Source organism: Janthinobacterium sp. GW821-FHT03C10 (genome assembly GCF_059420865.1).
This window is the reverse complement of record NZ_JBWKUN010000001.1, coordinates 788,548-807,770: the sequence shown is the minus strand read 5'-3', so window position 1 is coordinate 807,770 and position 19,223 is coordinate 788,548. Positions and strand designations below refer to the sequence as shown.

At 64.8% G+C, this 19,223-nt stretch carries 23 protein-coding genes; 10 read left to right on the top strand and 13 right to left on the bottom strand.

Features of this window, described 5'->3' with window-relative positions; translation table 11 throughout:
* Window positions 1–49: 49 nt before the first annotated feature.
* Both AC07VH_RS03400 and AC07VH_RS03395 read right to left on the bottom strand, forming a co-directional pair.
* Window positions 50–1,036, bottom strand: a complete 987-nt coding sequence (locus AC07VH_RS03400; protein WP_494786770.1) for a sensor domain-containing diguanylate cyclase — start codon at window positions 1,034–1,036, stop codon at window positions 50–52.
* A gap of 91 nt (window positions 1,037–1,127) precedes the next feature.
* The gene (locus AC07VH_RS03395) at window positions 1,128–2,027 is read right to left on the bottom strand and encodes a sensor histidine kinase (protein WP_494786769.1); all 900 of its coding nucleotides are present in this window, start codon (window positions 2,025–2,027) and stop codon (window positions 1,128–1,130) included.
* A gap of 291 nt (window positions 2,028–2,318) precedes the next feature.
* Between AC07VH_RS03395 and queE the strand changes: the two genes are divergently transcribed.
* From queE to AC07VH_RS03355, 8 genes are all read left to right on the top strand, one after another.
* Window positions 2,319–2,954, top strand: a complete 636-nt coding sequence (queE, locus tag AC07VH_RS03390) for a 7-carboxy-7-deazaguanine synthase (RefSeq protein ID WP_289897788.1) — start codon at window positions 2,319–2,321, stop codon at window positions 2,952–2,954.
* A gap of 9 nt (window positions 2,955–2,963) precedes the next feature.
* The gene (gene queD, locus AC07VH_RS03385; RefSeq protein WP_475415043.1) at window positions 2,964–3,410 is read left to right on the top strand and encodes a 6-carboxytetrahydropterin synthase QueD; all 447 of its coding nucleotides are present in this window, start codon (window positions 2,964–2,966) and stop codon (window positions 3,408–3,410) included.
* Window positions 3,403–3,912: a tRNA adenosine(34) deaminase TadA gene (gene tadA, locus AC07VH_RS03380; protein ID WP_475415044.1), complete on the top strand. Its 510-nt coding sequence runs from the start codon at window positions 3,403–3,405 to the stop codon at window positions 3,910–3,912. The genes queD and tadA overlap by 8 nt, the downstream gene beginning before the upstream one ends.
* A 242-nt stretch (window positions 3,913–4,154) precedes the next feature.
* Entirely contained in the window at window positions 4,155–6,512 is a 2,358-nt protein-coding gene (locus AC07VH_RS03375) for a TonB-dependent hemoglobin/transferrin/lactoferrin family receptor (protein ID WP_494786768.1), read from the top strand.
* 62 nt (window positions 6,513–6,574) lie between these two features.
* Complete coding sequence (locus AC07VH_RS03370) at window positions 6,575–7,732, top strand: hemin-degrading factor (RefSeq protein ID WP_475415046.1); 1,158 nt, start codon at window positions 6,575–6,577, stop codon at window positions 7,730–7,732.
* 152 nt (window positions 7,733–7,884) lie between these two features.
* On the top strand, window positions 7,885–8,802 hold the full coding sequence (locus AC07VH_RS03365) for an alpha/beta fold hydrolase (RefSeq protein WP_494786767.1): 918 nt from the start codon (window positions 7,885–7,887) through the stop codon (window positions 8,800–8,802).
* A 32-nt stretch (window positions 8,803–8,834) separates the two neighbouring features.
* Window positions 8,835–9,752, top strand: coding sequence for a muramoyltetrapeptide carboxypeptidase (ldcA, locus tag AC07VH_RS03360; RefSeq protein ID WP_494786766.1), 918 nt, complete (start codon window positions 8,835–8,837; stop codon window positions 9,750–9,752).
* A gap of 5 nt (window positions 9,753–9,757) precedes the next feature.
* Entirely contained in the window at window positions 9,758–10,936 is a 1,179-nt protein-coding gene (locus AC07VH_RS03355) for a DUF418 domain-containing protein (protein ID WP_494786765.1), read from the top strand.
* Here AC07VH_RS03355 and AC07VH_RS03350 read toward each other — a convergent pair.
* Window positions 10,933–11,649, bottom strand: a complete 717-nt coding sequence (locus tag AC07VH_RS03350) for an SOS response-associated peptidase (protein ID WP_494786764.1) — start codon at window positions 11,647–11,649, stop codon at window positions 10,933–10,935. The genes AC07VH_RS03355 and AC07VH_RS03350 overlap by 4 nt on opposite strands.
* Before the next feature lie 145 nt (window positions 11,650–11,794).
* Here AC07VH_RS03350 and AC07VH_RS03345 point away from each other — a divergent pair, with 145 nt between their 5' ends.
* On the top strand, window positions 11,795–12,016 hold the full coding sequence (locus AC07VH_RS03345) for a hypothetical protein (RefSeq protein ID WP_475415051.1): 222 nt from the start codon (window positions 11,795–11,797) through the stop codon (window positions 12,014–12,016).
* A 7-nt stretch (window positions 12,017–12,023) separates the two neighbouring features.
* On the opposite strand, the gene AC07VH_RS03340 is transcribed toward AC07VH_RS03345, so the two are convergent.
* The 6 genes from AC07VH_RS03340 to AC07VH_RS03315 all read right to left on the bottom strand — a co-directional run bounded on the left by AC07VH_RS03340 (window position 12,024) and on the right by AC07VH_RS03315 (window position 15,377).
* Window positions 12,024–12,269 (bottom strand): hypothetical protein, encoded by a 246-nt coding sequence (locus AC07VH_RS03340; RefSeq protein ID WP_494786763.1) that lies wholly within the window; start codon window positions 12,267–12,269, stop codon window positions 12,024–12,026.
* A gap of 73 nt (window positions 12,270–12,342) precedes the next feature.
* Window positions 12,343–12,648, bottom strand: coding sequence for a hypothetical protein (locus AC07VH_RS03335; protein WP_494786762.1), 306 nt, complete (start codon window positions 12,646–12,648; stop codon window positions 12,343–12,345).
* A gap of 233 nt (window positions 12,649–12,881) precedes the next feature.
* Complete coding sequence (locus AC07VH_RS03330; protein ID WP_289904861.1) at window positions 12,882–13,088, bottom strand: hypothetical protein; 207 nt, start codon at window positions 13,086–13,088, stop codon at window positions 12,882–12,884.
* 106 nt (window positions 13,089–13,194) lie between these two features.
* Window positions 13,195–13,764 (bottom strand): manganese efflux pump MntP, encoded by a 570-nt coding sequence (gene mntP / locus AC07VH_RS03325; RefSeq protein WP_099411820.1) that lies wholly within the window; start codon window positions 13,762–13,764, stop codon window positions 13,195–13,197.
* 60 nt (window positions 13,765–13,824) lie between these two features.
* Window positions 13,825–14,679 (bottom strand): undecaprenyl-diphosphate phosphatase, encoded by an 855-nt coding sequence (locus AC07VH_RS03320; protein WP_494786761.1) that lies wholly within the window; start codon window positions 14,677–14,679, stop codon window positions 13,825–13,827.
* A gap of 77 nt (window positions 14,680–14,756) precedes the next feature.
* Complete coding sequence (locus tag AC07VH_RS03315) at window positions 14,757–15,377, bottom strand: LysE family translocator (RefSeq protein WP_494786760.1); 621 nt, start codon at window positions 15,375–15,377, stop codon at window positions 14,757–14,759.
* Between the two features lie 169 nt (window positions 15,378–15,546).
* Between AC07VH_RS03315 and AC07VH_RS03310 the strand changes: the two genes are divergently transcribed.
* A complete protein-coding gene (locus tag AC07VH_RS03310) occupies window positions 15,547–16,440 on the top strand; it encodes a LysR substrate-binding domain-containing protein (protein WP_475415057.1) in 894 nt (297 codons plus the stop codon).
* Window positions 16,441–16,449: 9 nt separating this feature from the next.
* On the opposite strand, the gene AC07VH_RS03305 is transcribed toward AC07VH_RS03310, so the two are convergent.
* The 4 genes from AC07VH_RS03305 to AC07VH_RS03290 all read right to left on the bottom strand — a co-directional run bounded on the left by AC07VH_RS03305 (window position 16,450) and on the right by AC07VH_RS03290 (window position 19,173).
* Window positions 16,450–17,319 carry an alpha/beta hydrolase gene (locus AC07VH_RS03305; protein ID WP_494786759.1) on the bottom strand — a complete coding sequence of 290 codons (870 nt, stop codon included), beginning with the start codon at window positions 17,317–17,319 and terminating at the stop codon, window positions 16,450–16,452.
* Between the two features lie 85 nt (window positions 17,320–17,404).
* Window positions 17,405–18,046: a hypothetical protein gene (locus AC07VH_RS03300; RefSeq protein ID WP_494786758.1), complete on the bottom strand. Its 642-nt coding sequence runs from the start codon at window positions 18,044–18,046 to the stop codon at window positions 17,405–17,407.
* A gap of 85 nt (window positions 18,047–18,131) precedes the next feature.
* Complete coding sequence (locus AC07VH_RS03295) at window positions 18,132–18,458, bottom strand: hypothetical protein (protein WP_494786757.1); 327 nt, start codon at window positions 18,456–18,458, stop codon at window positions 18,132–18,134.
* A 25-nt stretch (window positions 18,459–18,483) separates the two neighbouring features.
* Window positions 18,484–19,173, bottom strand: a complete 690-nt coding sequence (locus AC07VH_RS03290) for a hypothetical protein (protein ID WP_494786756.1) — start codon at window positions 19,171–19,173, stop codon at window positions 18,484–18,486.
* Window positions 19,174–19,223 lie beyond the last annotated feature (50 nt).

The following is a 19,223-nucleotide window of genomic DNA, read 5'->3' as shown; positions in this document are numbered from 1 at the left end:
AAGGGGCGGCCCCGTCAGGGCAGGCAAGGCGTGCCGCAGGGACAGGTGGTCAGGTCAGCGTCGTTTCCGGCAGGCTGATGCGGTTGCGGCCCAGGTGCTTGGCGCGGTACAGGGCGCAGTCGGCCGTGTGGATCAGCTGGCCCAGTTCGGTGCCGGGACCGGGCAGGGCCGTGGCGGCGCCGATACTGACGGTGACGCAGGCGCCGTCGGGGCGCTTGCGCGGCAGCTGTAGCCGCTCCACGCGCTGGCGGATGCGCTCGGCCACGATGGCCGCGCCCTTGAGCGACTGGTTCGGCAGGATCACGGCGAACTCTTCGCCGCCGTAGCGGGCCACTAGGTCGTTCGTGCGCATTTCGCTGGCCACGGCGCCGGCCACCTTGCGCAGGCACAGGTCGCCGCCCTGGTGGCCGTGGCTGTCGTTGTATTCCTTGAAATTGTCGACGTCGACCATCAGCAGCGACAGGGGCTGGTCCTGCCGCTGGGCGCGCTGCCACTCGGCCAGGATGGTGTCGTCGAAGCAGCGCCGGTTTGCCAGTCCCGTCAAGCCGTCGCGCGTGGCCAGGCGTTCCAGTTCCACGTGCGCGCGCTTTTCATCGGTCATGTCGCGCAGGGTTTCGACGACGGCGATCAGTTCGCCGTGGTTGTCGTAGATGGGGCTGGCATCGACGGCCAGGTAGCGCCGCCGCCCCGTGCGCGGCATGTCGCACCAGTTTTCCGCGCACAGATTGCTGCCCGTGCTGCTGCGGTATTGCAGCTGGGCATGCAGGGCGCGCATGTCGCCGCCCCGTCCGGCCAGCAGCAGGTCGGCCAGGGTGGGGCGCTCGTCGTTGTAAAAGCAGCGGCCCGGCTCGCGCGTGCCCAGCACTTCGGCCGCAGGCACGCCCGTCAACTGCTCGCAGGCGCGGTTCCAGATCATCACCTGGCCATGCACGTCGAGTACAAAGGTGGGCACGACCAGCAATTCCATCATCTTGACGGCGAAACCCTGGGCTTCATCGCAGGGCGATGCGCTGGCATGTGCATGGCTATCCGGCATGTAAGCATCCTTCTTGGGGTGAATGAGGGGGCTGGCTCGTTGGCCATGATGCAGCGTGGCGGGCCGAAGGTGTTGATATTGAGCAATACTTTCAGCGATGGGGTGTCGCCGCGTCGTGGCAGACCGGCAGGGGCAGCGAGACGCGCAAGGTGGTGCCGGTGCCGCTGCGGCTGTCGATGTGCAGGCTGCCGCCGGCGGCGGCCACGCGCTCATGCATGCCGGACAGGCCGCAACCGAGGCGCGGCGGCGAACCCGACAGCCCGACGCCGTCGTCGCCGATGCGGCACTCGACGCTGCCGCCCGCTTGCCGCAGGCATAGCTGGACATGCGTGGCGCGCGCGTGGCGGGCGATATTGGCCAGCGCTTCCTGCACCACGTGGTACAGCAGGGCGCCATGCGCGCGGCCGGCGGCGGCATCGAGCCGGTAATCGCAGCGGCAATCGATGCCCGTGGTGCGCTTGAAGTCGGCCAGCAGTTCCTCGCATGCCGCCTGCAGGCCCGCTTCGAGCGCGGGCGGGCGCAGGTCATGGATGACGCAGCGCAGCGCCGCGATGCTGAGGTCGACATTGCGCACGATCACGGCCAGCTGCTGCGCCAGCTGGGGCGCCACGCCATGCGTGCTGGTCTGCAGCATGGACAGGTCGATCTTCAAGGTCAGCAGATGCTGCCCCAGGTCGTCATGGATGTCGCGCCCGATGCGCAGGCGTTCCTGTTCGCGCGCCTGCTGCTGGCCGCTGGCCAGGCGGTCCTGCTCGGTGTCCGCGCGCAGCTGTTCCAGCGCCCGCAGGCGCAGCGCCAGGCGGTGCTGGCGCCACAGCAGCAGCGCCAGCGCACCGCACAGGATGGCGCAAACCAGTATCAGGGGCAAGGGCGTGCTTGTCGGCAGCATCGGACCGGCGGCGTAACCGGCGTCCAGGGAAGCGAGAGTAGTGACCGCCAGGCAAGCCAGAATGCTCAGGCGACACGGCGGGCGCAGCCAGCGTTGCATCATTTTCTCGCTCCCTAAATGTTTTCCAACGGGCAATGTTATTACAGAAAATATATTAACCTTGGGTTATTTATATTGTCTAAACGCAAAAGCTGCGCAGTTTTGCCTGCCGCTGTGGCTTTCTTGCTGCCGGATGCCGCGGCGCCAGGCGGCAGGCACGGCATTTGCACGGGAAGTGTCGTGGCGGCATATAATAGAGGGTTGTCAATCGGCTCTCCGGCCCCGGCCTTGTTGTTTTGCGCCGGGCGCGCCCGCATCCATGCGCGATGCGTCAGCCAGCTCTTAGGAAATACAGTGACTTATAGCATCAAAGAGATTTTTTATACCCTGCAGGGCGAAGGTGCGCACGCGGGCCGTCCGGCCGTGTTTTGCCGCTTTTCCGGCTGCAACCTGTGGACGGGCCGCGAAAGCGACCGCGCCACGGCCGTGTGCCAGTTCTGCGACACGGATTTCGTCGGCACCGATGGCGAACTGGGCGGCAAGTTCAAGACGCCGCAGGAACTGGCCGCGCTGATCGACAGCCTGTGGCCGGCCAGCTATGCACCCAGCAAATACGTGGTGTTTACGGGCGGTGAGCCGCTGCTGCAGCTGGACGCGGCCCTGATCGACGCCATGCATGCGGTGGGCTTTACCATCGCCATCGAAACCAACGGCACCTTGCCCGTGCCCGCCGGCGTGGACTGGATCTGCGTCAGCCCGAAGATGGGCTCGACACTGGTCGTCCACAAGGGCAATGAGATCAAGGTCGTCATCCCCCAGTTCCAGCAAGACCTGGCCGCCTACGAACAACTGGATTTCGAGAACTTCTTCGTGCAGGCGATGGACGGCCCCCTGGCCGCGCACAACATGAAGCTGGCCATCGAGACGTGCAAAAGCAACCCGAAGTGGAAGCTGAGCCTGCAAACCCATAAACTCCTGCAAATACCTTAATAAAACAATATGCTGACTATCACACGCAAGCTCGAATTCGACGCGGGCCACCGCATTCCCGACCACAAAAGCCAGTGCCGCAACCTGCACGGCCACCGCTACACGGTGGAAATCACCCTGGTCGGCAAGGTCATCGAAGCGGAAGGCAATTCCGACAATGGCATGATCATGGACTTTTCCGACGTGAAAACCCTGGCCAAGCAGCACCTGGTCGACGTGTGGGACCACGCCTTCCTCGTCTACGAGAAGGACACGGCCGTGCGCGATTTCCTGGCCAGCCTGCCCGACCATAAGACCGTCGTCATCGACCGCATCCCCACGGTGGAAAACCTGGCGCGCATCGCCTTCGAGATACTGAAGGCGGCGTTCACCGACCATTTCGGCACGGGCTTGCACCTGCATAAGCTGGTGCTGCACGAAACGCCGAATTGCTGGGCCGAAGTGACCGATGAGTGAAACGCACGCTGGCGCGCAGGACGCGCGCTACATGCAGCTGGCCCTGGAGCAGGCCCAGCACGCGTGGGACCTGGGCGAAGTGCCCGTCGGCGCCGTCGTCGTCAAGGATGGCGAAGTCATCGCCGTGGGCTACAACCAGCCCATCGGCCGCCACGACCCCACGGCGCACGCGGAAGTGATGGCCTTGCGCGCGGCCGCTGAAAAGCTGGGCAACTACCGCTTGCCCGGCTGCGAGCTGTACGTGACCCTGGAACCGTGCGTGATGTGCTCGGGCGCCATGCTGCATGCACGGCTGGCGCGCGTGGTCTACGGCGCGGGCGACCCGAAGACGGGCGCCTGCGGTTCCGTGCTGAACCTGTTCGAGCAGCCGGCGCTGAACCACCAGACGGCCATCGTTGGCGGCGTGCTGGCCGACGAGTGCGGCGACTTCCTCCGGCGCTTCTTTGCCGAGCGCCGCCGGGCCCAGGCGGAAGCGCGCAAGCTGGCCAATCCGCCGGCCTGACAGCGGACAGGGCAGGGCCTCCATGGCCTTGCCGGTAGGTGTGCCGTGCCTTGCCAGCCCTCCCGGCTGGCATTTTTATAATTGTTGCGAAATAACATCTGTCTAGACCAATTGCCATTCTCAAATGAGAATGATTCGTGTTACAGTATTGTTTTCGCCAGCAAACTTCCCTTACGCATCGCTAACATTATCGTTATCGATCCGGGTTCAAGAGCCAGCCTCCACTCTTACACCGGATCACCATGACTACAGTGCTTCTGCAGCGCTCCGCTGCGCCCGTCGTATCTCCCGTTCCTGCCCGCCGTCATAACCTGGTGCTGCGCGCCGCCTTGCTGGGCCTGTTTGCGGCGCCGCTGTTGCCCGTGGCCGCGCAAACGGCCGCCATCAATGCGGGCACGGCCGCCCAGGAGCCGGCCAAGCTGCCCGTCTTCCCGGAAATCGTCGTCAACGCCAAGCAGGATTACGAGCGCCGCGCCGGCACCAAGACGGTCGTCACGGCGGACGACCTGGAGCGCCGCAATGTCACCGAGATGGGCGGCATCGTGCGCTATCTACCCTTGATCAGCGCGCCAGCGGCGGCCTCGGGCAGCGGCAGCGTGTGGGATGGTTCCGGCAATACGGGCTACAACATCCGCGGCCTGGAAGGCAACCGGGTCAGCCTGGAGCTCGACGGCATCGCGCTGCCCGACGCGGCGCCCAAGCCGGACGGCAACACCCTCAACGCTTTCGCCACGGGCCGTGATTATTTTGATCCGGAAACCTTCCGCGAAGTGCGCATCGATTCGGGCACGACGGCGGCCGGCGGCGCCAATCCCGGCCTGGGCGGCGGCGTGGCCTTCATCACCAAGTCGCCCGAGGATTACCTGGGCGAGGGGCAAGACCATTACGTGGCCTATAAATACGGCCGCGCCACGGCCGATCGCAGCAATGCGCACACCCTGACGGGCGCCGCCAAAATCGGCGCCAATCTGCAGGGCCTGGCCGTCTACGTGCACCGCGACGGCGAGCAGATGGACAGCCGCGGCACCACGCCCGTCAACCCGGACGACTGGCATTCGAACGCCTTGCTGTCCAAGCTCGTGTGGACATTGCCTGGCGAACAGAAGCTGGACTTGACGGTCGACATGTTCGAACGCAAGAACAAGCGCGATCTGCGTAGCAAGGTCAGCGCGTATTACCCGACGGGCGTGCAGCAGGATTCCACCACCAAGCGTACGCGCGTGAGCCTGGGCCACGACGTAGTGCTCAAGGATTTCGCCCTGTTCGACCGCCTGACGTCGAAAGTGTATCTGCAGAACGCGAAGACCGACGACAAGACGCAAGGCCTCTACACGTTTGGCAGTCCGGCGCAGCGCTCCATCGATACCAGCTTTAAGAATGACAGCATCGGCCTGACGTCGGAAGCGTTCAAGCAGCTCAATGCGGACAATGCGCTGCTGTACGGCGTGCAGCTGGAACAGCTGAAAACGCGCCGTCCGTGGCGCGAAGACCGCGTCATCGTCGCCACGGGCCAGCATCAGGTCACCAACAAGAACCGCATGGCCGACATGGACACGAGCAAGCTGGCCCTGTATGTGCGCGACGATCTCAGTTTTAATCTGGCCGGCAAGAAAGCCGTGCTGACGCCGGGCCTGCGTGCCGATTACCGCAAGAACGAGCCGAAAAACCTGCAAACCTATGCGATCGCCGTGCCGAACGCGGCCAAGGAAGTGCGCGAAGAGAGCGACACGTATTTCACGCCCAGCCTGAGCCTGTCCGTGGAAGTCTTGCCGCAGATGAACGCCTATGCCACCTTCACGCGCGGCACGCGCCTGCCGACGGCGGCCGAGCGCACGGGCACCTACGACTCCTTCAGCTATACGGGCACGGGGCAGGGCTATGCCGTGCTGGGCAATGCCAACTTGCGCAAGGAAACCAGCAAGGCGTATGAACTGGGCCTGAAGGGCGACGTCACCAGGGGCTTGAGCATGCACGCGTCCGTCTACCAGACGGAATACACGGACATGATCGACTACGTGATGCAAAAAGATGATCCGGTGAACTACCCCACCATCACGCGCGGCCTGTTCCGCCCGGAAAACATCGGCAATGCCCGCACCTGGGGCGCCGAGCTGACCCTGCGCGCGGAACTGGGCGCCTGGACGCCGGTCATGCAGGGCTACCACGTTGACCTGGCCACGGGCGTGGCCAAGGGCCGCTCCTTCAATACCCGGACGGGCGAGAGCGGCGGCCTGAACTCGGTGGCGCCCGCCAAGTCGGCGTTGACCTTCGGCTACGACCATGCGAACCAGCTGTTCGGCCTGGCGCTGACGGCCGTGCATGCGGGCGCCAAGCAGGCGCCGGAAAACCTGCTGATCGGCGATGCCGGGTCCCTGTTCACCGTGCCGTCGTACACCATCTTCGACCTGTCGACGTACTGGAACGTGCACAAGAACGCGAAGATCGTCGTCGGCGTGTACAACTTGACGGACCGCAAGTACTGGGACTATGCCGCCTCGCGCAGCCTGGCCGCCGGCACCACGGCCGCCAGCCGCGCCGAGATCGAGCGCTACGCCAAGCCGGGCCGCAACGTCGCCGCCAGCCTCAGCGTGAACTTCTAAATTTTTACCGGGGAGGGGCGCCTGCCCCTCTTTTTTTCCATGTTTGATTGAATGGTCTCTCTATGAAGTTATCCAAACTCGTTCTATCCCTGCTAGGCAGCCTGCTGATTGCAAACGCATATGCGGCCCCAGCCACCCTGGCGGAACGCTGGTCCACCCTGCGCACGGAACAACCGAAGCTGCAGATCCGCGACGCGGCGCGCGCGCTGGGGGTGTCGGAAGCGCAATTGCTGGCAACCAACATCGGCAAGGGCGTGACGCGCCTGCAGGCGGACGGCAATCAGCCGCGCGAAATCATGCGCGCCGCGCTGGACCTGGGCCTGGTGCAAGCCATCACGCGCAATGAAAACGGCGTCATCGAAACGACGGGCGTGGCCAGCAAGTTCAAGCAGGCGGGCGACAAGTCGGAACAGGCCGACGCGAAACAGGATCCGGAAACGGAGGCGCGCCAGCGCAATATCGCGGGCGGCTACCTGGGCGGCCAGATCGACTTGCGTTTCCACTTTGAAAACTGGAAATATGCATTTGCCGTGGAACAGCCTGGCCGCGACGGCAAGCCGACGCGCAGCCTGCAATTCTTTGACGCCAACGGTACGGCCGTGCACAAAATCTACCTGCGCAACGAGCCGGGCGTGGCCGTCTACGATAAATTGGTGGCGACCTTCCGCGCGCCCCAGCAAAGCGCCGAACTGAACGTGCTGGCCGTCGCGCCAAAGGCGGCGGAAAAGCCGGACAGCGAGATCGACGTCAAGGAATTCCAGCTGGCCTGGAAAGACATGACGGACGTGCACCAGTTTGCGCAAATCATGCGCGAATTCCACTTGACGCGCGAGCAGGCGCTGCGCCTGGCGCCGGCCGGCGTGGTCGAGCGCGTGACGCCGCAAGCGCTGCGCACCCTGCTGGAAAACGCGGCCAGGGACAAGGTTGCCATCATGGTCTTCCTGGGCAACGACGGCTTGACGCAGATCTACAGCGGCAAGATCGAGAAAACCATGGCGGCAGGCGGCTTCTTCAATGTGCTGGACCCGGACTTCAACCTGCACATCCGCGACACGGCCCTGCGCAGCGGCTGGGTCGTCAAGCGCGGCGGCGTCACGTCCGTCGAATTCTTCGACAACGACGGCACGCAAGTGGTCTCCTTCTTCGGCGTGCGCGAGCGGGGCAAACCGCAGCCGCAAAGCTGGGTGGACCTGGCTGATTCCTTGCCTAAGGCTAAGTAGGTAGCAGCAGAGTTGCCGCGCGCCGTACCGGCGCGGCAACACTTCAGTGTGGGTGCCGCGTGCCGGTCTCATGTCTGAAGCACAATAGTGGTATGCTGATTGCAAGGCCGCAGCGATCGTGTCTGCGTGCTGGTTCCTGAAGAGAGGCAATCATGGCAACCATCATGGCGAACGGCCTCAACATAGCTTATGAAAGCCACGGCGACCCCAACGATCCGTGCGTGCTGCTGGTCATGGGTCTGGGCATGCAGCTGATCGCCTGGCCGGCGGACTTCGTCGAAGGCATCGTCGAGCAAGGCTTTCGCGTCCTGCGCTTCGATAACCGCGACAGCGGCCTGTCGAGCAAGATGGCGCAGGCGGGCAAACCGTATCTGCCGCTGGCCTACGTGAAAAACCTGCTGGGCTGGCCCCTGAAAACTTCCTACACCTTGAATGACATGGCGGACGACGCGCTGGGTTTGCTGGCGGCCTTGCGCATTGCCCAGGCGCATGTGATCGGCGTGTCGATGGGCGGCATGATCGCGCAAGTGATGGCGGCGCGCGCGCCGCAGCAAGTGCTCAGTTTGACTTCCATCATGTCGAGCAGCGGCCGGCGCGGCTTGCCCGGCCCCACGCGGGCCGCGCGCAACGCCTTGCTGCAACGTCCGAAACGCAATGCCAGCCGCGTCGAACTGATGGCGCACATGGCGGCCACCGTGCGCGTCATCGGCAGTCCCGCCTATCCTGTGTCGGAAAAACTGCTGTACCAGCGCATCGAGGCGGCGCTGGAGCGGGGCAGCTGCCCGGAAGGCGTGGCGCGGCAGATGGTGGCCATTGCCGCCTCGGGCGAACGCACGGCCTTGTTGCCCAGTATCAGCTGCCCGGCGCTGGTGATCCATGGCGCGGCCGATCCCCTGATCCCCGTCGCCTGCGGCATCGATACGGCGGCGCTGATCCCGGGCGCCACGCTCGAAGTGATCGAAGGCATGGGGCACGACATGCCGCCCCAGCTGATCGAGCGCCTGCTCGCCTTGATCGATGTGCATCTGCAAGGTAAGATGGCGCCCCAGATGCGCTCCCAGCCGGCCTAGGCGCGCCCACCACTTTTGAAGGCACGGGCATTTTGAAGACACCTGAAATTGGCATCGCCATCGTGGCGCCCGGCGGTTGCGCGCCCGATGACGCGGCCGTGGCGCGCGGCATCGCCCGCCTGCAGGCGCAAGGCGCCACCGTCCACAATTATTACGATCCCGAACACAGCTTCCAGCGCTTCGGCGGCACGGATGCGGGCCGCCTGGCGCAGCTCAACGCGGCAGCCGCCGACCCGGACGTGCAAGTGGTGCTCGCCTTGCGCGGCAGCTACGGCATCAGCCGCATCCTGCCCGACATCGACTTTACCGCCATGGCCGCCAGCCGCAAGCTGTTCGTCGGCTACAGCGATTTCACGGCCTTCCACATGGGCTTGCTGGCGAAAACGGGCCGCGCCAGCTTTGCCGGTCCCATGGTCTGTGATGATTTTACGCGCGACGAACCCGAGCAATTTACGCTCGACCAGCTGTGGTCGTGCCTGGCCGGACCCACGCACACGGTCACGGGCACGGCGGCGGACAATCCGCGGCTTGAGGCAGTGGGCACCTTGTGGGGCGGCAACCTGGCCATGCTCGTGCATCTGCTCGGCACGCCGTATTTCCCGCAGGTCGATGGCGGCATCCTGTTCCTGGAAGACGTCAACGAGCACCCGTACCGGGTCGAGCGCATGCTGCTGCAATTGCTGCATGCGGGCGTGTTCGAACGCCAGCATGCGGTCGTGCTCGGCGACTTTTCCGCCTATAAATTGAGCCCCATGGACAGGGGCTACGATTTCGACGCCATGCTGGCTTACGTGCGCGAGCGCCTGCCCGTGCCCGTGCTGACGGGGCTCGAATTCGGCCACATCCGCCGGCGGGTCACCTTGCCGTTCGGCGGCCAGGCGCGGCTGCAATCGGATGCGTCCGGTTTCCGCCTGCAGGTCAGCGATTACCCGACCCTGGCGCGCCCCTGAACTCCGTGAGCGCCAAACCCGGCAGGTTGCTGCAGCTCGACGTGCTGCGCGGCATCGCCGTGTTTGGCATCTTGCTGGTGAATATCTGGGGTTTTGCCTGGGGCACGCTGTCCTTGCGCTATGGCACCTTGCCGGCGCAGCCGCCCGTGCTCGACCAGCTCGTCATTTTCGGCGTGGCGGCGCTGGCGCAGTTCAAGTTCTATCCCGTCTTCGCGTTTCTGTTTGGCGCCGGATTTGCCCTGCAGACACGTTCCCTGCGGCGCCAGCTGGGCAGCTGGGACGCGGCGCAAGCGGCCTACCGGCGCCGTTTGCGCTGGCTGCTCGTGTTTGGCCTCCTGCACGGTTTCTGCATCTGGAGCGGCGATGTGCTCACCTCATATGCGGTGGCCGGCATGCTGATCCTGTCTCTGGCATCCGCCAGGCTCAGCCGCGTGCGCAACCGCGCCTGGCTGGTGGCGGCCGGTTTTTTGCTGTTCATGTGTTTGCTCATTCCCGTGGGCCAGCAGGGCGGCGCGCCGGACACGGCGCATGACTTGCAAAACTTCGCCGCCCGCTACGCCACCTACACGCAAGGCAGTGTGTGGGCCGTGGCCAGGCTGCGCGCCAACGATTTCCTCGTCTCCTTGCTGTACGCCGCCGTCATGCTGCCGCATATCATCGTGCTGTTCCTGCTGGGCATCTTGTCCGTGCGCCTCGGGTGGCTGACGCAGCCGCGGCGTCACCAGCGCGTGTGGCGGCGCGTGCGTGCCGTGGGCCTGGGCGTGGGCTTGCCGTTCAACCTGCTGGCGGCGGGAGCCGTCGCGTGGCAGGTGGCCGATCCGTATCAGCAAGTGTTCGATACGGCCCTGTTCGAAGTGGGCCTGTTCGCCGGCGGTCCCGTGCTGGCGGCCGGCTATGTGGCGGCATTGATGCTGGCCGGTCCCTTCCTGCTGCGCTGGCTGGGCGCATGGCTGGCGCCCGTGGGGCGCATGGCGCTGAGCAATTATCTGCTGCAATCCTTGCTCGGCACCTGGCTGCTGCAGGGGCCTGGCCTGGGCTGGGGCGCGACACTGCGTCCCGCCGAGATGCTGGGCCTGGCGTTCATCATCATGATGGGGCAGGTGCTGCTCAGCCGCTACTGGCTCAGATACTTCCGCCAGGGGCCGATGGAAGCGCTGTGGCGCCGGCTGGCGCGCCTGCCTTAATCCGATCCCCAGTCGAAGGCGCCTTGCGGCGACGCCGGCGGCGGTGCCCTGGGTTTGGCCGACGGCACGAGGGGATTATCGACGGCATGCCACTCGAACAAGTCCACGTCGAGCATGCAGGTGCGGGCCAGGTGCAGCGCCTGCTCGGGCGTGAGTGCGGGGGCTAGCCAGCGGTGCGCGTCTTCCAGGCTGACGGCGACGGGGCGGCGGTCGTGGATATCGACCATGCCGCCCAGGCTGTCGGCCGTCACCAGCACGAAACCCGCTTCCTCGCGGTTGAATTTGTACGGCCCGAACTGGGCCAGCGCCAGCAGGAACAGGGGCGCGCGGTCCTTGCGGTGGATGTGCCACGGCTGCTTGCTGCCTTTTTCGCCCGTCCATTCATACCAGCCATCGACGCAGACGATGCCGCGCCCCGCGCGCAGCAAGGGTTTCCAGTAGGCGCCGGCGAGTTTTTCCAGCCGTGCATTGATGGCGATGGGGATTTTTTTCTTGCCGGGGGCGGGCACGGCTTGCGCGGCCCAGGCGGGGCGGTAGCCCCAGAAGACGTCGTCAACCCGCTGCACGCCATCCTGGATATGCAGCACGGGCCGGTACGTGCCGGGCGAGACGTTCAGGTGCGGCTCGGCCTCGCTGTCGAACACCGCGTCCGTCCAGCCGAAGGATGACGCCAGCACGCGCGCCGTGTCATTTTGATCGAATCGTCCACACATGCTGAAATCATACCCGATCGTCATGTGGCACGAGCGCGCGTGCGTCCTTTTCGTGAGTGTGATCAAACGTACAGACTGGTGGCGGCATGTGGCGCACAGTGGAATCCAGTCAGATCCCTGACGCTATTTTTGCATCGGAGGAATTATGTCTTTTGAAAACCCCACCATCCACAAAGGCTTTACCATCAGCGCCACGGCCAGCCAGCGTCGCGATGGCCGCTGGGTCGGCTCGTACATCAGCCAGAACCAGGCGTGCGGCGCGTATGCGGACACCTGCGATTACGATGATTGCAGCAACGAAAAAGAAGCGCAGCAAGTGGCCTTGTCGATAGGCTGGCGCCTGGCCGACGGGGTACCTGTGCGCTGAACCGGTCTTAGCGCTTGCCCCGCAGGGCCAGCAGCAAGCCCGCGAGCGGGAACAGCAGCACCGCGCCCAGCCGTACGGAGGTCAGCGACGCGGCTTCCACGCCCAGCACATGGGGCAAGGCCAGCAGCAACAGGGGAGCGGGCACGGCAATCACGAAGAAAGACAGGTACCACGAGTAGCCATTTTTCTTGGCCAGCAAGGCGATCAGCGCGCAGCCGACCAGGAAGACGAGCGGTAAATTCACAAATTCCATGGTGTTGAGTTTCCATCCGGGAAAGCGCGTCATTATACGCGCCACCCTGGATGGCCGGATGCGCTTGCCAGCGTCAGTTGCCGACGAAGTCCGGCGGCTGCGGCGCCTGTTTTCCGGCCAGTGGCCCGTCGGCCGGCAGCAGCGCCTTGATGGCGCCGTTATAGATGAGTTCCTGGGCATACGCCGATGCCTCGATCAAGGCCGCATGCACGGACTTGAAACTGCTCGGCGTTTCAATCAGCACGGGCTTGGCGTACACCTGCAGGGTATCGCCGCGCTTGCTGATCAAGATCATGCCCCGGTAGCGCCCATCCTTCTCCAGCGCCCCCGTCACATGAAACTCATAACCCCTGATCTGGTGTTTTTGTTCCTGATCCATGTTTGCCGCCTCCAGACCTGATTGTCATAGGCCAGACCATGCCACGCGTATCGAACAGCAGAGTGTTTGATTTGTATCAATACGTCCCTTGAACGCATTCAACTAGCGTATCGACACTTGCTGCAAGCGTAGCGAGCGGAGGGGATGTGTGGCTGAGAAGCGCAACCGCACTTTGGTGCGGTGAGCATCGCCAGCCGCAAAGCCCCCCGCGCAGTAGCTTGCGGCAAGCGTCCTCACCCAGCGCGAATGGCGCGGATCTGTTGGGCTGTTTCCTCGATCTCGCGATACGCTTCCTGGATGTAGCCATCGATCGGGTGCCCATCCATCCACTCGAAATAGGCGCGCTCGTCGTGTTTGATGGCAAAAGGGACGTGGTGGTCGCGTATCGATTCGGCCGTTTCGCGCACCAGCGAGGCAAAAAGCAGCTCCAGAGTTTCCATGATGGTCACCTTGCGAGACAGGAATGCAGAGTATGGAATGTAGCACAAAGCGCGCCGCCGCCCACGCCGGCGCTGGTGCCGTGCGCGCCTGTTGGTCGCCCCCTCGTCAGGCCGGATGGCCGATATGCTCGTACAGGATCACGCAACCGATGACGATCAGCACCAGGCCGCCCACCAGTTCGGCGCGCCGGCCCGCGATGGTGCCCAGCACGCGGCCCAGCATCACGCCCAGGGTCACCATGACGAAGGTGGAAAAGCCGATGGCGGCGGCCGTGACGACGATGTTGGCACCCAGCAAGGCCAGGCCCGCGCCCACGACCATGGCGTCGATGCTGGTGGCCAGGCCCGTGACGGCCAGCACCCAGAACGAGTGCGATTGCGCGGGGGCCTCTTCCTCGTCGGCGTCGGAGAGGGCGTTGCGTATCATCAACAGGCCGATGATGCCCAGCAGGCTGAAGGCGATCCAGTGATCCCACGCTTCCACGTACGGCGCTGCCACGCTGCCCAGGGCCCAGCCGATGATGGGCGTGATCGCCTCGATGACGCCAAAGATCAGCCCCGTGCGCAGCGCCTCGCGCCATTGCGGCTTGTGCAGGGCGGCGCCCTTGCCGACGGCAGCCGCGAAGGCATCGGTGGACATGGCTAGGGAGAGGGCGGCGGTGGCGGCGAAATTCATCGTTGGCTTTCTGTAGAACCTGGCTGGGATGGTGAGTGGCAAATGACAAACCCGGCGATTCTACCCTACGTACAGCACCACCAACGAGGCCAACAGGCAATATGCGCCAAAGAAATGCCAGCGGCCCTGTTCCAGCCAGCGCGACAGCCAGCGCAAGGCCAGCAAGCCGGCCAGGAACGAAAGCAGCATGCCCAGCAGGCTGGGACCGAGCAGGTGCAGCAGGCTGTTGCCGTGTTCACGATGGTCCAGGCTGCCATTTGCCACGGCCTGGTAGAAGCGCCAGCCTTCCTTGACCAGCACGGCTGGCGTCAGCACGACGGCCAGGGCAAAGCTGAACTCTTCGGCGCGGCGCTGCGGCACGCCCATGGCGATGCCGGCCGAAATGGTGGCGCCCGAGCGGGAAAAGCCGCGGAAGGGCAGGCACAGGCCTTGCACGGCGCCGATCACCATCGCCTTGCCGATGGACAAGGTGCCATGCTGGCGCGCCTGCAGGCGCGAGGAGACGATGATCAGCACGCCGGCGGCGGCCAGCGCGGCGGCCATCAGTTTCGCGTTACCGAACAGGTGCTCGATTTCAAAGCCGGGCGCATCCTTGCTCATGACGTGCGTAATGCCTTTCAGCAAGCCGAAGCCGACGATGCCCGTCAAGGCCGTGGCGGCCACGAGCAGCAGGACATTGCTGCGGAAGGCGCTGGCCGAACTGAAATACGTGGCGCGCCAGGATGCCCAGAAATACACGATAACGGCGAACATGGTGCCGGTATGCAGCATCACCAGCAGCATGGTCAGCTCGGGCGAGGTCGGGTCCAGCCCCATCAGTTTTTCCGCCATGATGACGTGGGCGGAGCTGGATACGGGCAGCAGCTCGGCGAAGCCCTGGACGATGGAAAGGATAAATAATTGCAAAAAGCTCATGGCGGACGGCACTCAGGCGGGAAAAGCAGGGCCGCCGATTTTACCCGCCGTAGCATGTGCCTGAGCCGTGCGCGCCATTACAGTTTGTCCATGTTGGCGCAGGCGAGCAGCACGCCGAGGGCCATCAGCAGCGTGCCGATCAGCCGGTCGATGGTCCGCTGGTGGCTGACCATGCGCGAACGAAAGCTTGCTTGTGAGAAAAAGATGGCCACCAGGGCAAACCAGGCCAGGTGGATGGCGGACATGCACAGCCCGTAGCCGAACTGGACGCTCAATGGCGTGCCGGACTGCACCACCTGGGTGTAGGTGCTGATGACGAACAAGGTGGTTTTCGGATTCAGGGCATTCGTCAGCAAGCCGTTGAGCAAGATTTTATGCTGGGGCACGCGGGCCCCGCCCTGCAGGTCGATGACGAGGCCCGCGCGGTTGGCCCAGGTTTTCCAGCCGATCACGATCAGGTACAGGGCGCCGGCAAACTTGATGACCGTAAACAAGGCCGGTGAACTGGCGATGATCAGTCCTACGCCAAACATCGTATAGAACACGTGCACTTGCACACCCAGCGCGATGCCGAGCGCCGCCAGCAGGCCCGCACGGCGGCCATGCAGATAGCTGTTGCGCGTGACCATCGCGAAATCGGGGCCGGGCACGATGGCGGCCAGCAGGGTAATCAATGCAACGGCAAGCAATGCAATCATAGGTCTTCCTCGGGGAGTGGCGGCCGCATGGCAATCGGTGAGTATTCATCGCCTGTATGGGCAAGATCCTGCGCCCATGCCGGTGGCCGGAAGACACATTATCAAGGTACTGGCGGCCGATGAAAAACGATGTTATCTTGCCGATATGTGTGAGAAAAAATAACAGATCATGAGCAGACAGACAGCACTCGGCAGCTTGCGTTTCTTCGAGGCGGCGGCCAGGCTGGGCAGTTTTGTCCAGGCGGCGGACGAGCTGCACGTGACGCACGGGGCGGTCAGCCGGCAAATTCGCCTGCTGGAAACGTCGCTGGGCACGGCCCTGTTCGAACGCCGCAACCGCGGCGTCTTCCTGACCGCGCCGGGCGCGCAGTTGCGCGACGCCGTCCAGCAGGCGTTCGAACGGCTCGACGCCGCCCTCGATGCGGTGCGCCAGCCGGCGCGTCAGGCGCCGCTGGTGGTGTCATGCGAGCCGACGATCGCGATGAAATGGCTGATCCCGCGCCTCGGCGACTTTTACCGGCGCCATCCGGAAGTGCCGCTGCACCTGTTCGCCTCGGGCGGGCCGGTGGCGTTCCAGCGCGATGCGGTGGACGTGGCGCTGCGTCGCAACGATTTTGCCTGGGATGGGGGATTGCATGTGGAAAAGGTGTGCGATGAATGGATCGCGCCCGTGTGCGCGCCGGCCCTGCTGCGGCAAGGCAAGCTGGATCTGTCCGCGCAACGCCTGCTGCACACGGCGTCGCGCCCGGCCGCCTGGGCGCACTGGCGCGCCGCCGGCACGGACGACGGCAGTAGTTGCCACGGCCACGGCGACAGCCAGACCTACGAGCATTTCTATCTGAGTCTGCAAGCCGCTTGCGCCGGCCTGGGCGTGGCGATCGGCTCCGTCTTCATGGCGCGCGAAGACCTCGACAGCGGGCGCCTCGTCGCGCCGCTGGGTTTCCGGCGCGACGGCAGCGGCTATTTCCTGCTGTCGCCGCTGCCGTTCGACGGCGATGCGCGTCGCACCACCTTGCTGCACTGGCTGCGCGAGCAGATGGGGCAGGCGCTGCCGGTGGCGTAGCCGTCCTGCTTACTGGGGCGCGGCGGCCGGCTTGAACACGGCGCGGAACGCTTTTAGCGCTGCCGGATGGTAGATGGTGCCATGGGTTTCGGCCGGCATCTTTTCTTGGTGCCATTGCAAGCCGGGTGGTGCCTGTTTTGCCAGCACGTCGGCCAGGCGCGCCACTTCCACGGCGATGCCCGCTTCGCTGCTGGACGCCAGGTACAGGCTGTGCTTGCCCGGCTTGCCCTTGGCCAGCAGGGCCGTCGCCTGGCGCGGCAGGGCGCCCTGGTTCCACCACAGGCTGGGGTCGAAGGCCAGGTAGTGGTCGAACAGCTGCGGTTCCAGCAGGTATGTTTCCACCACGAACAGGCCCGCCAGCGATTCGCCGACGATGGCCGTCTCGCCCGTCGTGCGGTAGCGGCGCTTGACTTCCGGCATCAGTTCGTCGCGGATGAAGGCCCGGTAGGCTTGCGAACCGCCCACGACGGGCGCGATCTTGCGGTCTGCCGCGCTGTCCGTCGGCCCCGTCAGGTCGCGCCGGCGCTGCGTGTTCTGCATGCCGACCAGCATGAACGGGCGCATGGTGCCGTTGGCTACCGACACCTGCAGCAAGCCGGCCACGTGCAAGAAGTCTTCGGCCACACCGCCGTCCGGCATGTACAGCACGGGCAGCGGCGCGTCGGGCGGCGTATCCCAGGCGCGTGCCACATACACATTGATGTGGCGCTGTTCCTTCAGCGCCTGCGAGTCGATCGTGAAACTTTCGCCGATGACGAGCGGCGTGGCCGCGCTGGCGGCAGCGTTAGCCGTAGCGGCGGGCGCGGCAGTGGCGAGGTGGACGGAGCTGGACAGCAGCAGGGCGGCGGTGAGGTGCAGTGCAAGGCAAGAGCGGCGCATGGTTTCCTGTAATAAGTAGTGGATAGATGGCATGTACTCGTATAGACATGCCATCAAGCAATTCTATCTTATCTTTGAGGCAGGCTTACTTGATCGTCAATAGCTTGCGCTCGCGCACGATCCCCGCCTTGTCGATCGTGTAGGCAACCAGCAGGGCGCCATCCTCGGCGCAGGCGTGGCAGGTGATCAGGGGCGTGGAAAACAGTGCGCTCTGGCCGCCATCGGCGGTCGCCGTGCTGCCGACGAAGTCGGCGGGAGCGAACGGCACGGCGTCCGGGTGGGCGGCGGCAAACGCGCGCCAGGCGGGCGTGGCGCGGTCTTCCTCGCGCACGGAGTCCTCGTCGACATCGATGGCGGCGCCATCGCTGCCGATCAGCAGACTGCCTTCATTCGTGTTGGCGCGGAAAGGATAGGTGACGGTGGCCAGGGCCGCCTTGCCCAGCGGGCGCCAGGCCGAGATGAAGCCCGCCTTGTTCGCCTTCACCAGCATTTTGGCGGCGGCGATGGCTTGCGGGTGCGCGCCGGAGCGCTGCATGGTGCGCAGCAGGCAGACGTCGGGCGCCGTGGGCGATTGTTCGCTGCGGCAGGCCGACAGCGAGCGCTCCTGCCACACAGCGCGCGCGTCGATGGGGCCCGTTTCCAGGGCATGGGCCGCCTGCATGGCGACCAGGCCGCAGACGGCAAGGATGGCGCAGCCGGCTGTGTGGCGGGAAAAACGTGTGGGCATGGGGGAGTCCTTTCAGTGCGGGAAACAAGGTATCGTCACCGATTATAAAAGGAGGGCAGTTCCCATCCGCGCACCGCAGACCCGTTCAGCGCTTTTTTGCCGCCGCCTGGCGCAGCGCCTTGGCTTCCTGCTTGTTGGGCATGTGCGGCCGCGTGGCCAGCTCCGCCTTGACGGCGGCGATGGCGGCGCCGAACTGCTGTTCGGCCTGCGCCGGGCTGGCGCCCGCATAATCCTGCTGATTGGATTGCGCGGCACGCAGCCGGCGCAGCAGCGCCAGCAATTGCCTGGCGTGCAGGGCGGGCAAGTCTTGCGCCAGCGCTTGCGCGACCACCGCGCCTTCCACATGCTCGGGGTCGATCAAGCGCAGCAAGGCCAGGCCCGCGGGCTGTGGTGCCGGTGTCAATTTGTCCATCCAGCCATTCTAAACGAGGCCGCGATTACAGGTATTCCCAGATTTCATCGAAGGTTTCGCGGGCGAAATCGTTGCGCCAGGCTTCCGAGTTCTTTTCGCGGCTGACGGCAAACACGGCGCGCCACGCCTGCTTCGGCGAGCTCGTGTAGGTGGCGGCGATCTTTTGCAGGCCGGCTGTGCATTGTTCAACCTTGCAGCCGCTCTTCGCCAGTTGCTGGGCGGCAGGCGCCCATGCCACCGGCACCTTGACGACCTGGCATTCGAAGCTGACGGCAGCCGTCTGGATGCCGTTTTCCACCGTCACCGGGTCCGCCTTGGTGGCCTGGCACACGGCGCCATTCTTGGCGGCGATGACATTGGCGGCCAACTGTTCGGCGGCTGGCGTCACGGCCGCGCGCATGGCGGCAGGGAACAGATCGGCGATCAGCTTGCCGGTTTCCGTCGGGAACTTGGCATCGGCCGCCTTCAGGCCGCTGTACGACGCGTATTCGGCGCTCTGCTGGCCCGCCAGGCGGGTGGGGCGCAGATAGGCGTTGAGCTTGGCGACGCTCGCTTCATCCTGGTTGATGATGGTCTTGATGTACAGGTTGGCCACCTCGATGGGTGCCAGTTCCACGGCGGTTTCCGCGGCGATGGCGGGCTGGGCCAGTGCCACGGCGGTAGCCAAGGCTGCCGCCAGCAGGGCAGTGCACGATGTTTCTTGTGTTTGGTGCATGTATTTTCTCCACGATTCAATGTCAGGCGCCAAAAAATGCTTTATAGCAA

Bases quoted from the DNA above. Each gene is read 5' to 3' on its own strand.
- AC07VH_RS03400 (WP_494786770.1), bottom strand. From the start codon at position 1,036: ATGCCGGATAGCCATGCACATGCCAGCGCATCGCCCTGCGATGAAGCC.
- AC07VH_RS03395 (WP_494786769.1), bottom strand. From the start codon at position 2,027: ATGATGCAACGCTGGCTGCGCCCGCCGTGTCGCCTGAGCATTCTGGCT.
- queD (WP_475415043.1), top strand. From the start codon at position 2,964: ATGCTGACTATCACACGCAAGCTCGAATTCGACGCGGGCCACCGCATT.
- tadA (WP_475415044.1), top strand. From the start codon at position 3,403: ATGAGTGAAACGCACGCTGGCGCGCAGGACGCGCGCTACATGCAGCTG.
- AC07VH_RS03375 (WP_494786768.1), top strand. From the start codon at position 4,155: ATGACTACAGTGCTTCTGCAGCGCTCCGCTGCGCCCGTCGTATCTCCC.
- AC07VH_RS03370 (WP_475415046.1), top strand. From the start codon at position 6,575: ATGAAGTTATCCAAACTCGTTCTATCCCTGCTAGGCAGCCTGCTGATT.
- AC07VH_RS03365 (WP_494786767.1), top strand. From the start codon at position 7,885: ATGGCAACCATCATGGCGAACGGCCTCAACATAGCTTATGAAAGCCAC.
- AC07VH_RS03350 (WP_494786764.1), bottom strand. From the start codon at position 11,649: ATGTGTGGACGATTCGATCAAAATGACACGGCGCGCGTGCTGGCGTCA.
- AC07VH_RS03345 (WP_475415051.1), top strand. From the start codon at position 11,795: ATGTCTTTTGAAAACCCCACCATCCACAAAGGCTTTACCATCAGCGCC.
- AC07VH_RS03340 (WP_494786763.1), bottom strand. From the start codon at position 12,269: ATGGAATTTGTGAATTTACCGCTCGTCTTCCTGGTCGGCTGCGCGCTG.
- AC07VH_RS03335 (WP_494786762.1), bottom strand. From the start codon at position 12,648: ATGGATCAGGAACAAAAACACCAGATCAGGGGTTATGAGTTTCATGTG.
- AC07VH_RS03330 (WP_289904861.1), bottom strand. From the start codon at position 13,088: ATGGAAACTCTGGAGCTGCTTTTTGCCTCGCTGGTGCGCGAAACGGCC.
- mntP (WP_099411820.1), bottom strand. From the start codon at position 13,764: ATGAATTTCGCCGCCACCGCCGCCCTCTCCCTAGCCATGTCCACCGAT.
- AC07VH_RS03320 (WP_494786761.1), bottom strand. From the start codon at position 14,679: ATGAGCTTTTTGCAATTATTTATCCTTTCCATCGTCCAGGGCTTCGCC.
- AC07VH_RS03315 (WP_494786760.1), bottom strand. From the start codon at position 15,377: ATGATTGCATTGCTTGCCGTTGCATTGATTACCCTGCTGGCCGCCATC.
- AC07VH_RS03310 (WP_475415057.1), top strand. From the start codon at position 15,547: ATGAGCAGACAGACAGCACTCGGCAGCTTGCGTTTCTTCGAGGCGGCG.
- AC07VH_RS03305 (WP_494786759.1), bottom strand. From the start codon at position 17,319: ATGCGCCGCTCTTGCCTTGCACTGCACCTCACCGCCGCCCTGCTGCTG.
- AC07VH_RS03300 (WP_494786758.1), bottom strand. From the start codon at position 18,046: ATGCCCACACGTTTTTCCCGCCACACAGCCGGCTGCGCCATCCTTGCC.
- AC07VH_RS03295 (WP_494786757.1), bottom strand. From the start codon at position 18,458: ATGGACAAATTGACACCGGCACCACAGCCCGCGGGCCTGGCCTTGCTG.
- AC07VH_RS03290 (WP_494786756.1), bottom strand. From the start codon at position 19,173: ATGCACCAAACACAAGAAACATCGTGCACTGCCCTGCTGGCGGCAGCC.